Origin of the sequence: Hydrogenophaga sp. (assembly GCF_022844385.1) — a bacterium.
Taxonomy (GTDB): domain Bacteria; phylum Pseudomonadota; class Gammaproteobacteria; order Burkholderiales; family Burkholderiaceae_C; genus Hydrogenophaga.
This window is the reverse complement of sequence record NZ_JALHLX010000001.1, coordinates 1-12132: the sequence shown is the minus strand read 5'-3', so window position 1 is coordinate 12132 and position 12132 is coordinate 1. Positions and strand designations below refer to the sequence as shown.

Annotated in this window: 13 protein-coding genes; 5 read left to right on the top strand and 8 right to left on the bottom strand. The window is 66.4% G+C overall.

Annotation, left to right across the window (positions count from 1 at the left end):
- Positions 1-89: 89 nt before the first annotated feature.
- The 5 genes from Q0C59_RS00065 to Q0C59_RS00045 form a co-directional block, all read right to left on the bottom strand.
- Positions 90-1382, bottom strand: a complete 1293-nt coding sequence (locus Q0C59_RS00065) for a multifunctional CCA addition/repair protein (RefSeq protein WP_291210079.1) — start codon at positions 1380-1382, stop codon at positions 90-92.
- Between the two features lie 129 nt (positions 1383-1511).
- The gene (locus Q0C59_RS00060; RefSeq protein WP_291210076.1) at positions 1512-2201 is read right to left on the bottom strand and encodes a glutathione S-transferase family protein; all 690 of its coding nucleotides are present in this window, start codon (positions 2199-2201) and stop codon (positions 1512-1514) included.
- A gap of 90 nt (positions 2202-2291) precedes the next feature.
- Positions 2292-2618, bottom strand: coding sequence for a metal-sensitive transcriptional regulator (locus tag Q0C59_RS00055; RefSeq protein WP_291210072.1), 327 nt, complete (start codon positions 2616-2618; stop codon positions 2292-2294).
- A 128-nt stretch (positions 2619-2746) separates the two neighbouring features.
- Positions 2747-3709, bottom strand: a complete 963-nt coding sequence (locus Q0C59_RS00050; protein WP_291210069.1) for a complex I NDUFA9 subunit family protein — start codon at positions 3707-3709, stop codon at positions 2747-2749.
- 4 nt (positions 3710-3713) lie between these two features.
- Positions 3714-5699: a lytic transglycosylase domain-containing protein gene (locus tag Q0C59_RS00045; protein ID WP_291210065.1), complete on the bottom strand. Its 1986-nt coding sequence runs from the start codon at positions 5697-5699 to the stop codon at positions 3714-3716.
- Positions 5700-5768: 69 nt separating this feature from the next.
- Between Q0C59_RS00045 and Q0C59_RS00040 the strand changes: the two genes are divergently transcribed.
- On the top strand, positions 5769-6422 hold the full coding sequence (locus Q0C59_RS00040) for a 5-formyltetrahydrofolate cyclo-ligase (RefSeq protein ID WP_291210060.1): 654 nt from the start codon (positions 5769-5771) through the stop codon (positions 6420-6422).
- A gap of 84 nt (positions 6423-6506) precedes the next feature.
- Here Q0C59_RS00040 and Q0C59_RS00035 read toward each other — a convergent pair whose 3' ends face one another.
- Together Q0C59_RS00035 and Q0C59_RS00030 are read right to left on the bottom strand one after the other, a co-directional pair.
- Complete coding sequence (locus Q0C59_RS00035; RefSeq protein WP_291210058.1) at positions 6507-7424, bottom strand: DMT family transporter; 918 nt, start codon at positions 7422-7424, stop codon at positions 6507-6509.
- Positions 7425-7429: 5 nt separating this feature from the next.
- Entirely contained in the window at positions 7430-8458 is a 1029-nt protein-coding gene (locus tag Q0C59_RS00030) for a LysR substrate-binding domain-containing protein (RefSeq protein WP_291210055.1), read from the bottom strand.
- A 128-nt stretch (positions 8459-8586) separates the two neighbouring features.
- Between Q0C59_RS00030 and Q0C59_RS00025 the strand changes: the two genes are divergently transcribed.
- Positions 8587-9078 carry a DUF2917 domain-containing protein gene (locus Q0C59_RS00025; protein WP_291210053.1) on the top strand — a complete coding sequence of 164 codons (492 nt, stop codon included), beginning with the start codon at positions 8587-8589 and terminating at the stop codon, positions 9076-9078.
- A 6-nt stretch (positions 9079-9084) separates the two neighbouring features.
- Here Q0C59_RS00025 and Q0C59_RS00020 read toward each other — a convergent pair whose 3' ends face one another.
- Entirely contained in the window at positions 9085-9441 is a 357-nt protein-coding gene (locus tag Q0C59_RS00020) for a TfoX/Sxy family protein (RefSeq protein ID WP_291210051.1), read from the bottom strand.
- A 38-nt stretch (positions 9442-9479) separates the two neighbouring features.
- Here Q0C59_RS00020 and Q0C59_RS00015 point away from each other — a divergent pair, with 38 nt between their 5' ends.
- The 3 genes from Q0C59_RS00015 to Q0C59_RS00005 form a co-directional block, all read left to right on the top strand.
- A complete protein-coding gene (locus Q0C59_RS00015) occupies positions 9480-10079 on the top strand; it encodes a TetR/AcrR family transcriptional regulator (RefSeq protein ID WP_291210049.1) in 600 nt (199 codons plus the stop codon).
- 81 nt (positions 10080-10160) lie between these two features.
- The gene (locus tag Q0C59_RS00010; RefSeq protein ID WP_291210048.1) at positions 10161-11141 is read left to right on the top strand and encodes an MBL fold metallo-hydrolase; all 981 of its coding nucleotides are present in this window, start codon (positions 10161-10163) and stop codon (positions 11139-11141) included.
- A gap of 101 nt (positions 11142-11242) precedes the next feature.
- On the top strand, positions 11243-12132 hold an 890-nt coding region (locus Q0C59_RS00005; RefSeq protein WP_291210045.1), incomplete at its 3' end, for an SLC13 family permease.

The window sequence follows — 12132 nt, the reverse complement described above, 5'->3', positions numbered from 1 at the left end:
ACGCGAACTGCGTGCACCGCCAGAGCGCCGGCATACCCCACCTTCAGGGTGCGAAGTTTTTCAAGCCGCTTGACGGATGCCGATAGCGCTCAATCGCCAGCAGCGGCGGGGCTTGCAGCGCCGAGGCCCTGCGCCACAGCAGCCACGCGGGCTTTGTGGATCTGCTCGCCCACCTTCGGTCCGCTCAGGCCATCGGCCTGCGCTTGCGCGGCGATGCTGGCCGTGTCCACCGACTGTGCCCACACCAGCGCCTGCGCGAGTCGATTGCGTTGCGGGTAGGCGATCTCACCCATGCCCAACCGTCCGCGCGCATCGCATTCGCAGGCCAGCAAGACTTCGTGAAAGCGCGCAGGCTTGCGCAGCGCATCGCAGCGTTCCAGCAGCCGTACCAGGGCCGCAGCGCCCAGTGTTTCACTGCGGTGGATGTTGCCGTGTTCGCGCGCCACCACGTCGGCCAGTTCGCGGCAGTCCACCGGCACCCGCAGCCGTTCGCACACGCCCTTGAGCAGGCGTGCGCTGCGCTCCTCGTGGCCGATGTGGCGCGGCAACACATCGGCGGGCGTGGTGCCCTTGCCGAGGTCGTGGCCCAGGCAGGCGAAACGCACGGTGAGCGGCGCGGCCAGGCGCGCGCTCATGTCGAGCACCATCATCAGGTGCACGCCGGTGTCGATTTCAGGGTGGTAGTCGGCGCGCTGAGGCACGCCCCAGAGCCGGTCCACTTCGGGCAGCAGGCGCTTCAAGGCACCGCAGTCGCGCAGCACGTCGAACATGCGACTGGGCCGCTGTTCCATCAGGCCGCGCGCGAGTTCCTGCCACACGCGTTCTGCCACCAGGTGGTCGACCTCGCCGTGCTCCACCATGTGCTGCATCAAATCCAGCGTTTCGCGTGCCACCGAAAAATCGGGAAAACGCGCCGCGAAGCGCGCCAGTCGCAAGATGCGCACGGGGTCTTCGGTGAATGCGTCGGTCACGTGGCGCAGCACGCGTTGCTGCAGGTCTCGCTGGCCGTTGTGTGGGTCGATGATCTGTGCGCTCGCCGGATCGTTCGCCTGATCGGCCGCCACGGCCATGGCATTGATGGTGAGGTCACGCCGCGCCAGGTCGTCTTCCAGCGTCACGCCAGGCTCCGAGTGAACGACAAATCCCCGGTAGCCGGGTGAGGACTTGCGCTCGGTCCGCGCGAGCGCGTATTCCTCGCGCGTGACGGGGTGCAGAAACACGGGGAAATCGCGCCCCACGGGCAGGAAGCCTTGCTGCACCATGGCTTCGGGTGTGGCACCCACCACCACCCAGTCGCGGTCGACGTGTGAGGCTTCCGGTGTGTTTGAGGCGCGTGACATCAGCGCATCGCGAACTGCGCCGCCGACGAGATAGGTTTTCATGCCGCCGAGTTTAGGGTCAGCAAACCTTGCAGCGCGGGAACGTGCCGATACGGCGCCGGGCCGCCCCAAGCCGGATCAGTCCCCTCGGGGGCCAGCGGACCTCGCGCAGCGGGGGAGCATGGGGGCCACCTATCTGCCCAACCTGTAGGGCTCGTCAAAGTCGATGAAGTCGTGCTCGGCCAGGGCCTCGTCGATCCAGGCTTTCACCCCCGGCAGCGAACACACACGGTCCACATAGGCCATCAGATCGGCTGGCAGCGGCAGCTCGTAGGTCTTGATGCGCATGCACACCGGCGCGAAGTAGGCATCGGCGATGCTGAATTCGCCGAACAACAGGGCGCCCGACGGTTGAGCGGCGAGCAGTTCGCTCCACAGGCCGCCCATGCGCGCCATGTCGGCGCGAACGGCGGGTTTGTCGCGCCAAACCAGGCGGCCGATCTCGGGCAGCGAAGCTTCGATGTTCATGGGACAGTGGTTGCGCAATGCGCTGAAGCCGCTGTGCATTTCGGCGCAGACACTGCGCGCGCGGGCACGGGCGCGCGCATCGGCAGGCCACAGCTGCTTCTCGGGGAAGTGCTCGGCGAGGTACTCGGCAATGGCCAGCGTGTCCCAGATGGCGAAGCCGTCGTCCACCAGCACCGGCACCTTGCCCAGCGGGCTGACGGCGCGCAGGCGCTGTTTGAAAACCGAGTCCACGTCGAAGGAGTCGAAGCGGATCATGACCTCGTCGAACGGGATGCCGGCCTGCTTCAGGAGCACCCAGGGCCGCATGGACCAGGACGAGTAGTTTTTGTTGCCGACGTAGAGCTGCAGTGCCATGGGGCCTCCTGAAAGAGTCGCCATGGTACGGCCTTCAAGCCGGTGGATTGATGCGGAAAATGCCCTGGATTGATCTGTGGCGCCCAGGGCTCAGGCGTATTTTTCAAGGATGCGGGTGGAGCGTTCGACTTCGCGGAAGGTGTGCACCTCCGATTCGGAAGATGACACGGCTTCCATCACCGAGGTCGCCATCATCCGGTAGAAGGCCTTGTCCATCGCCTTGCGCGCTGCCGCCATTTGTTGCGCCACGTCTTCGCAGGAGCGGCCGTCTTCGACCATGTCGATCAGGCCGCGCACCTGTCCTTCAATCCGTTTGAGGCGGTTGATCACATCGCGCTGGTGTTCGGTGCGGTAGACCGGGCCGCTCGCGGGTGCCACTGAGCGGCGGACTGAAGGCTTCACGCTGGAGTCGTTCATGGGAGTTCCTCGGGTTGGAGTTGTACTGTGTACGGTTTAATGTAAACCCGAAGAACACCCTGAAAAATGCCACCTTGGTGTTATTTGTAGAAGAACAAATCAGACAAAAGTCACACTTCATGCGGCTTTCAGCGGGTGGGTGGCCGCCCGACCTGCCGGAACGCCAGCAGCTTGCTGCGGCCGCCGCGCCGGCCCAGGTAGGTGGGGGCAACGGTGTGCACGCTGGCCGGCGCGATGCCCAGCGAAGACAGACCCGGCCATTGCTGGGTGGCCACGTTGTCGACCGACATGGCGTCCAGGTTGTCCCGGCTCATCAGCGGTTCACCGGGCATGAGTTCCATCATCCGTGCCTGGAGCCTGCCCATGAAGGTTGGAAGCGGCAACACCGGGCGTTTGTGACTGCCGTGCTGCCCGGCGATGCCCACGAGTTCGGCCAGGGTCAGCACGTCGGGGCCGGCACATTCGAAAGTCTGGCCGACGGTGCTCTGGGGCAGACCTTGGTCGGCCAGGCAGACCGCTACCGCGGTGGCCACGTCCTCCACCCACACGGGCTGGAATCGGGCACCGGCGCTGGCCAGTGGCACCACGGGAAAGATCGATTGCAGTCCGGCGAACACGTTGAGAAAGCGGTCGCCCGAACCAAAGATCACGCTGGGGCGCAGCACGGTGAGGTCGAGTCCCGCAGCGCGCAGCAGTTCTTCGCCGCGGGCCTTGCTGCGCTGGTATCGCGAGGGCCCGTCCAGGCTCACGCCCAGCGCGCTGATGTGCACCAGACGACGCACATTGTTGGCCACGCAAGCCTCCGACAGGGCCAGCGGCAGCTCCACGTGCACGCGCTCAAAGGCTTCTTCGGTGCCGTGCAGGATCGCGATCAGGTTGACCACGGCGTCGTGGCCCGCGACCAGTTCCAGCAGCTGCGCGGGGTCGTGCACGTTGGCCTCGATCACGGTCACGCGCGGCAGGTGTTGCACCGCCGCAGCGTTGATGGCGCGGCGGGTGGGCACGGTGATGCGCCAACCCTGACGATGCAGCTTTTCACAGACGTGGCGACCGACAAAACCGGTGCCGCCAAGGACGAGGATGTTTTTCATGGGCTCAGGGGAGGTCTTTGTTGATGGTGGCTTCATCGCTCACGCGCGGGCCGACGGTGCCCAGGCGCGTACGCAGGGACTGCGGCTGGCCCGTGAGCAGCGCCGCGTAACTGGTGGTGTTGGCCAGCACGCGTTTGACGTAGTCGCGTGTTTCTTCGAACGGAATGTTCTCGGCCCAGATCTCGCCGGGCAGTGCCGGGCCGTTGCGCCAGTTGCGTGGGCGTCCCGGCCCCGCGTTGTAGGCGGCCGCGGCCATGGGCAGTGAGCCTTCGAAGTCGTCAAGCGCGAGCTTAAGGTAGGCGGTGCCAATGAGGATGTTGGTGTCGCGCTCGGTGATCTGGGCCGGGCGGAAATCGGTCAGGCCGATCTTGCGCGCGGTCCAGCGCGCGGTGGCCGGCATCACCTGCATGAGACCCGAAGCGCCCACGCCCGAGCGTGCGTCGGTGACGAAACGGCTCTCCTGACGGATCAGCCCGTACACGTAAGCCGGGTCCAGCCCGATCTCGCGCGAGCGCGTCACCACCGCCGATCGGTGGGGCGTGGGGAAGCGCTGGGCATGGTCTTGCGCGGCGGGTGTTCGCAGGCTGGTGTTGATGCAACGGTCCCACAACTCGGCTTCGCAGGCCAGGGCGGCAGCGGCCAGCAGATCGCGCTCGCCCAAGCCGCCGGCGTCGTGCAGGCTGGTGGTGTAGTTCCACTCGCGCACGCCTTCGCTGCGCAGGCCCAGCCGCATGGCAATGAGCGCGCGGCGCAAGCCGGGGTTGCGCTGCGCGGCCGTGATTTCGTCGGCGCTCAGGGGCGCGGGGGCTGCCGGGGTGGTGATCTGCCGGCCCAGGTCTTCGAGTGCGAGCTGTTCGTAAAAGCCGCGCTCGGACGCGATGGATTCGAGCAGTACGCGTGCCTGCGCGTTGGCCGTCGTTGCGTCGGGCAGCTTGAGCGCTTGCAGCGCGCGCGCTTTCCAGTAGATCCAGTCGGGCAGGTTCTGATGTGGCGCGCTCATGGCAGCGATGGCGTCGCGCACATGGCCCCAGGCGCCAGCCCGCATGCCGGCGCGCGCTTTCCACTCCAGGTGGTCGTCGTGCATGTGGCGGTCTTCGCCGTTGACGAAGTAGGCCAGCGCCTGCGTTTCCAGCTTTTGCGCCGAGCGTTTGCCGATCACGCCCCAGACCCAGCTGCGTTCTTCGGTGGTGAGCTGGGCTTTCCAGCGCGTGCGGTCCATCTCCAGCGCGGCCGCCGCCGGGTCGCTGGAGGCGAGCCGGATGATGGCCAAGGTCACCAGTTCCTTGGTGCGCGGTCGGATGGCGGTGATCTTCTCGTCCAGGTACTTGGTGGGGTCCTTGGCCACGGTGTCCACCATGGCGGCCCAGTCGGGGTCGATCAGGCCCACGGCCTGGCTGGCCACGCGCGGGCGGTTGGCGTCCATGGCCAGGCGCGCGCGTTGCCACGCAGCTTCGGGCTTGAGGTGGCCACTGCTCAGCAAGGACTGTGCGGCGGTGGCGCAGCCGTCGTCGGCCTCGCGCTGCGCGTGCCACAGCGTGCGCACGCGCTCGGCGGCCAGCTCGGGCGGCATGCGGCCGCTGGCGGCGTCGATCATCAGCGCGTAACAACTCACCTGCCGGTCGTCGTTCATGCGGAAGCGCGGCAGCTCGGTGGAGAAATCTGCCCAGTTGCGAGCCCGCCCGAGCAACAGCAACCAGTCGTTGCGCAGCCGGTCTTCCCAGTAGGTGCCGGGCATGCGGTCCATGGCGGCGCGGATGTCGCCCGCACTGGCCGTCTCCAGGCGGGCCTTCATGTCCCAGTAGATCGCCAGGGGTTCCAGCGCGTGGCCACGCAGGGCGGGCAGCAGGTTGGCGAGCTGGGTGGTGTTGTTGCGGCGGAAGGCCTCGCGCATCTCCAGCAAGCTGGCATCGCCCCCGGCCCTGCTTTGTGCGTGCGAGAGCCCCGGCAGCACCAGCACAGCCATAATGAGCCGAAGAACCCATCGGGGCATGCCCCGCATGTCCGTTGTGTTCTGCGCTCTTGATCCCTGTTTCACACCAACCTGTTTCATGCGTTGATTATGGACACCAAAGACGGCCAGAGTTCCCCTCCACCCCACAGGAAACAGGCCGAAGGATCAACGGCGGCAGCCCTGAAAACCGAATGGCGCAAGGCCCTGGTTGAAAAGCGCCTGGGCCTGGCCGACCGCGGCTTTCGCAACGACATGCTGCAGCGGGTCATGCGGGTCTGGCTGATCGAGCGGCCCGACGCGGTGATCGGCGCCTACTGGCCCATCAAGGGCGAGTTCGACCCCTTGCCGGCGCTGTTTCGCTGGCAAGAGGCTGGTCTGGAAGAAGACGCACAAGGTGCGCAACAGCACCGTCGTATTGGCCTGCCGGTGGTCAACAAGGTCGACAAGACGCTGACCTTCTACACCTGGTACCCGGGCTGCCCGATGGAAGAAGACGCCTACGGCATTCCCAAACCCAAGGACACCGAGATCGTTGTGCCCACGCTGATCTTTGTGCCTTGCGTGGGCTATGGGCCGGGTGGGTTCCGTCTCGGCTACGGCGGTGGTTTCTACGACCGCACGCTGGCGAGCTTGAATCCCAAGCCGTTCACGGTGGGGTTGGGCTATGACTTCGCCTACCTGCCGCATCTGCTTCCGGAGGCGCATGACGTTCCCCTCGACGCCATTCTGAGTGACACCGGCGTCATGTGGCCTGAAAGATAGTGCCCCCACGCTCCGCCGCTGCGCGGGTCGCTGCCCCCCGAGGGGGCTGATTCGCCTTGGGGCGGCCCGGCGGCGAATCTTCGCTCAGGGATGTTCCGCGTTCGCGTGCACCTCGGTGATGCGCTTCTCGCGCCGAACCAGGTAGAGCCCGCTGCCGATGATGATGGCCGCGCCCCACCAGGTGTGTGAGGCCGGCAGCGTCTGCCAGATCAGCCAGTCCAGCCCCAGACCCCAGGCCAGCGCGCTGTATTCGAACGGCGCCACCGCCGAGGCCTGGCCGTGACGAAAGGCTTCGGTGATGGCGAGCTGGCCTCCGAAGCCGGTGATGGCCAGGGCCAGCAGGAGCGGCGCGTCGCTGCGCTGAATGGCCACCCAGTCAGGCCAGGCCAGGGCGCCCGCGCCCACCGACATCAGCACCATCATCCATAGCACCATGCTTTCGCTGCTGTCGGTGCGACTCGCCAGGCGGCCGGTGACGGCGGCCACGGCGTAACACAGCGCCGCACCCAGCGTGGCCAGGCCACCCACGGTGACGAAGCCGCTTTGCAGGTCCTCACCGCTGGGCCGCAGGGCAATCAACACACCGACAAACCCGACTCCGATCAGCCACCAGTGCGCGGCGGGCACGCGCTCTTTGAGCACCGGCACCGAGAGCATGGTGATGAGTAGCGGCGAAATGAAGAACAGCGTGTAGGCGGCCGACAGCGGCAGCTCGCGCACGCCGAGCGTGAACAGCGACAGCATGGCGATGCCGAGCACGCCGCGCAGCAGGTGCAGCGGCCAGCGCACCTTGAAGACGGTGTGCCAGGCGCCGCGCCACGCAATGTAGAGCAGCACCAGCGGCATGGCGGTCATGCCGCGCAGGGCTGCGATCTGCAGCACCGGGTAGTGCGCAGACAGCGTCTTGAGCACCGCGTCCATGAGCGCAAAAAAGCCTACCGCGACGAGCATGAAAACGATGCTGCGCAGGTTGCCGGCAGCGTGGTGGCGGGGTGTCGACATCGGCCTCAGTCCATCTGGTCAACCGTATCAGGGTCGGGCACGTCGCCGATGGCTTCGCGTGTGGCCGCGGCCTGCACCAGCAACCAGTCGCAGAACGCCTTGACCTCGGGCCGCTGCGCGCTGCGCGGTGCCACCATGAGCCAGTAGACAAGCGGAGAGTCCAGGCGCGTGTGGGGCAGCGGCTCCACCAGCGCGCCGCTGGCCAGACTCTCGGCCACCAGCGGCAGGCGCGCGAGTGCCACCCCTTGGCCGGTGAGCGCGGCTTGCACGATCTGATTGGCGTAGTTGAAGTACATCCAGCGCTGCGGCGAGAGCTTGGCCGGCGCGCTGGCGCGTGTGCGTTTGCCCGAGGCCGCCACGGGCTGCGCGCCGAAGGTGTCGAGCCAGCGCTGCCAGGTGAGCCATTCAAGGTGGCGCGTGCGGTGTGCGTCGCCCGCTTCGATGAGGGCGCATTTGGAGAGGTCTTCGATGCTCTTGATCGGATGGGTCTTCAGCAGCCAGGGGCTGGCCACGGGCGTGAGCTGTTCGCCAAACAGACGCTGCGCGCTGGCGGGAATGCCTTGCGGCACGGCATAGCGCAGCGCGAGGTCCACGTCGGAGGTGGCGAGGTCCACAGCGTTGTCTGTGGCATCGATGCGGATGTCGATGTCGGGGTGGTCGCGCTGAAAGGCCTCCAGCCGCGGAATCAACCACATGGAAGCGAACGACGCCCAGGTCGTGATGGCCACGCTCTTGCGCCCGGCGCTCTGGCGAATTTGCCGCACGCTCGCATCAATGCGCTCCAGCGCAGAGGCCGCGGCGCGCAGCAACTGCGAGCCCGCGCTGGTGAGTTCGACGGCGCGTGTGTGGCGCAGAAACAAGGCGGTACCGACCTCATCTTCCAGCGCCTGGATCTGTCGGCTGACCGCGCTCTGCGTCAGCGAAAGTTCTTCGGCGGCGGCGCGGAAGTTGAGGTGGCGCGCCACCGCTTCGAATGCACGCAGGTGCCCGGCGGCAATCGGTCGGGTGCGGGGGTGGCTGCTGGTGAGCTGCATGGAGGTGCTCCGAAGCATTGATGCGGTTATCGAATCAATAGCTTAGCGCGCTTTCATTGGACGGCGGAGGGGTGAAGCGCGAGCATTGGACCCCAGGATGAGCTTCATCCCTTCTCCGGAGTCCCACCATGAACGCCCTCTCTGCCCTCGACGCCCCCGCCCTGAAGCACCGCCTGCCCGCGCGCGGCTGGCGGCTGGATGCGCGCCGTGCGATGAGCCTGCGCCCTCAAGTGCCGAGCCGCCTTCACATCACCCAGGGCCGCGCCTGGGTGACGCTGGGCAAGGCGCACGAAGGTGCGGGCAACGAGTCGGGCGACCTGGTGTTGAACGCCGGTGAAAGCCTGATGGTGCCGGCCGGTGCCCGCCTGGTCATGGAGCCCTGGCAGCCCAGTGCCGGACCGGTGCGCTTTGACTGGTATGCCGAACCCGAGACCCACGCCCGTGAACAGGCCAGCCGGTTTGGCCGCGAGGTGGTGGCGCCTTCGCGCGAGCTGGTGGTGGCGCTCGGCCAGGCCGGTCTGGCGTTCGCGCGCCTCGTGCGTGGGCTGTTCGGCTACAGCGAATTTCTGGTGGCTGGTCGGGGCCGGGTGCTCACGCCCTTCGAATCCAACCCACCGTGAACTGGACTATCCGCGCGTTCGCCGCTTCGGCTTTCGCGCGGCCACCGCAGCCTCCAGCGCCAGCCGTGTCCACGGCAGCATGAGCGCGGGCGATTCCAGCGCCTCATCAGGCGGCGTGTGGTAGTTCAGCTTCATGGCCTTGCCCTTGGCTTCATAGACGAAGGGCCGCCCACCGGCAGCGAGCCAACGCGGCTCGGTGTCGGCGTTGGTCTTGAGGAACAGCGTGTCCCAGGCAATGATGGCGATGTTCATGCCGTCGGTGGAAATGCCCCAACCGCCGAACATGCGCCTGGCTATGCAAGGCCCTGCGCCCGATAACAGCTCGCAGGCGTGCAGCGCAAAAGGATCGACCGGTTTGACCATGGTGCAATCTTAGAAGTCTCCTCCGGCAGAATGCGCCGATGGCCAGACCCAAATCCGCTTCCCATGACTTGAAACGCGACGAAATCCTCGACGTTGCTGCCAACTGTTTCGCGCGCCAGAGCTTCCCCGCCGCCAGCATGAACGACATCGCTGCGGCCTGCGGCACCAGCAAGGCGAGGCTCTACCACTACTACGAGAGCAAGGAGGCGATCCTGTTCGACCTGCTCGACCGCTACACCCAGCGCCTGCTCGCACTCATTGGTGAATCAGAGGCGCGCGCGCAGCGCAAGAACCTGAGCGAGCGCGATGCCCTGAGCGAACTGGTGCGTGCCTTTCTGGCCGAGTACGAGACCTCGGCCACGCGCCACGTGGCGCTGGTGTCCGACACCAAATTCCTGGGCGAGCTGCAGCGCGAACTCATCCTCAACCGCCAGCGCGACGTGGTCGCCGCCTTCACCCGCTTCCTCAAGCGCGCTTACCCCGAGCGCGTGACCCCGACCAACCAGACCGCGCTGACCATGATGCTGTTCGGCATGATCAACTGGACCTTCACCTGGCTGCGCCCGGACGGTCCCATGAGCTACAGCGCCTTTGCCGACGAGGTGGTGGCCGTCATCGAGCGCGGTTTGAACGGCTGATTTCACCGGTGTTGTGGTTTACCCATGCGTAATTGATTTCGTTTAGGTAAAATCCAGCGCTTCCCCCACTTGGAGACCGCCATGAGCAAAGCCTTCGCCTCCCAGGCCGACCTGGACGACAAGAAAACCACCTTTGAGCAGCTCAGCAAACACTGCTGGGCCTACACCGCCGAAGGCGACCCGAACTCGGGTGTGATCATTGGCGAGAAGTTCATCATGGTCAGCGACGCCACCGCCACGCCGGCCATGGCACAGGACCTGATCAAACACATCCGCACCGTCTCTGACAAGCCGATCAAGTACGTGCTGCTGACCCACTACCACGCTGTGCGTGTGCTGGGTGCGAGCGCTTACGTGGCCGAGGGCGCCACTGAAGTGATCGCCAGCCGCGGTACCTATGAGCTCATCGTGGAGCGCGGCGCACAAGACATGCAAAGCGAGATGGAGCGCTTCCCGCGCCTGTTCCGCGGCGCCGACAGCGTGCCCGGCCTGACCTGGCCCACCCTGGTCATCGGCGACGGCCAGCCTGGCCGCCAGGGCAGCCTGGAAGTGGACCTGGGCGGCGTGAAGGTCAGCATCTGGCACCCGGGCCCAGGGCACACGCGCGGCGACACCATCGCATGGGTGGAAGAAGAAAAAGTGCTGTTCAGCGGCGACCTCGTGGAATACGAGGCTGGCGTTTACACCGGCGATGCGCAACTCGAAGAATGGCCTGCCACCCTGGAGGCGCTGCGTGCGCTCAAGGCCGAATACATCGTGCCGGGCCGCGGCGAGGCCATGAAGGGCAACGCCGACGTGAACAAGGCGCTGGATTACACGCAGCGCTGGGTCACCACGCTGTTTCAGGCCGGCAAGGAAGCGGCAGCAGCCGGCATGGACCTCAAGACCGCCATGGCGCACACCCGCAAGAGCATGGACCCTGTGTTCGGCCACGTGTTCATCTACGAACATTGCCTGCCGTTCGACGTGAGCCGCGCCTACGACGAAGCCAAGGGCATCAAAAACCCGCGCATCTGGACCGCCGAGCGGGACCAGGAGATGTGGAACGCGCTGCAGGCCTGAGCCTCTGCGCCTGTCGCCACTCCAGCCGCCTTCGGGCGGCTTTTTGTTGCGCCGCGCTACGATCCGCGGCTCCTCGCCCTCCATCCATGCCCATACACGCCATGAACCCCGCCGCCACCGACTGGGGCATCGTCGCCGTATTCGCCACCGTCTACCTCGGCATGTTCCTGGGCGGCCTGCCGCGTCTGAAGCTGGACCGCTCGGGCGTGGCGTTGCTGGGTGCGATCGCGGTCATTGCGCTGGCGGGCATTCCGGTGGAAGACGCGGCGCGTGCGATCGACCTGCCCACCATCGTGCTGCTGTTTGCTTTCATGGTGGTGTCGGCGCAGATGCGCCTGGGCGGCTTCTATGCGGCGCTCACGCGGCGGGTGGGCGCCATGCCGCTGTCGCGCAGCGGCCTGCTGGCGGTGCTGATCTTCGCGGCAGGTGCGTTGTCTGCGGTGTTCTCCAACGACATCGTGTGCCTGGCCATGACGCCGGTGGTGGCGCGGCTGTGCCTGCAGCGCGGCATCAACCCCATGCCTTTCCTGATCGGCCTGGCCTGTGCGGCCAACATCGGCTCGGCCGCCACGTTGATCGGCAACCCGCAGAACATGCTGATCGGCTCGGTGCTGCAACTGCCGTTTGCGGGTTATGTGCGCCAGGCGCTGCCGCCGGTGCTGATCGGGCTGGTGGTGTTGTGGGGGTGGTTGGCGTATGGGCCGGGGGCGGGGGCGGGGACGGGGAGCCCTCACCCCTGCCCTCTCCCAGAGGGAGAGGGAGTGAACACGGAGCCCGCGTTCGACATCTGGCAAACCACCAAGGGGCTTGTGGTTGCTGGTGCGCTCATGCTGATCTTTCTCTTCACCGACTGGCCGCGCGACGTGGCGGCACTGGTGGGCGCTGGCGTGTTGCTGTTGAGCCGGCGTTTGCACACCTCGCACTTCATGGGCCTGGTCGACTGGCCGCTGCTGATCTTGTTCATGGGCCTGTTCGTGGTGAACCACGCGTT

Coding starts and splice junctions, on each gene's coding strand:
- Q0C59_RS00065 (WP_291210079.1), bottom strand. CDS start 1,382: ATGAAAACCTATCTCGTCGGCGGCGCAGTTCGCGATGCGCTGATGTCA.
- Q0C59_RS00060 (WP_291210076.1), bottom strand. CDS start 2,201: ATGGCACTGCAGCTCTACGTCGGCAACAAAAACTACTCGTCCTGGTCC.
- Q0C59_RS00055 (WP_291210072.1), bottom strand. CDS start 2,618: ATGAACGACTCCAGCGTGAAGCCTTCAGTCCGCCGCTCAGTGGCACCC.
- Q0C59_RS00050 (WP_291210069.1), bottom strand. CDS start 3,709: ATGAAAAACATCCTCGTCCTTGGCGGCACCGGTTTTGTCGGTCGCCAC.
- Q0C59_RS00045 (WP_291210065.1), bottom strand. CDS start 5,699: ATGCCCCGATGGGTTCTTCGGCTCATTATGGCTGTGCTGGTGCTGCCG.
- Q0C59_RS00040 (WP_291210060.1), top strand. CDS start 5,769: ATGGACACCAAAGACGGCCAGAGTTCCCCTCCACCCCACAGGAAACAG.
- Q0C59_RS00035 (WP_291210058.1), bottom strand. CDS start 7,424: ATGTCGACACCCCGCCACCACGCTGCCGGCAACCTGCGCAGCATCGTT.
- Q0C59_RS00030 (WP_291210055.1), bottom strand. CDS start 8,458: ATGCAGCTCACCAGCAGCCACCCCCGCACCCGACCGATTGCCGCCGGG.
- Q0C59_RS00025 (WP_291210053.1), top strand. CDS start 8,587: ATGAACGCCCTCTCTGCCCTCGACGCCCCCGCCCTGAAGCACCGCCTG.
- Q0C59_RS00020 (WP_291210051.1), bottom strand. CDS start 9,441: ATGGTCAAACCGGTCGATCCTTTTGCGCTGCACGCCTGCGAGCTGTTA.
- Q0C59_RS00015 (WP_291210049.1), top strand. CDS start 9,480: ATGGCCAGACCCAAATCCGCTTCCCATGACTTGAAACGCGACGAAATC.
- Q0C59_RS00010 (WP_291210048.1), top strand. CDS start 10,161: ATGAGCAAAGCCTTCGCCTCCCAGGCCGACCTGGACGACAAGAAAACC.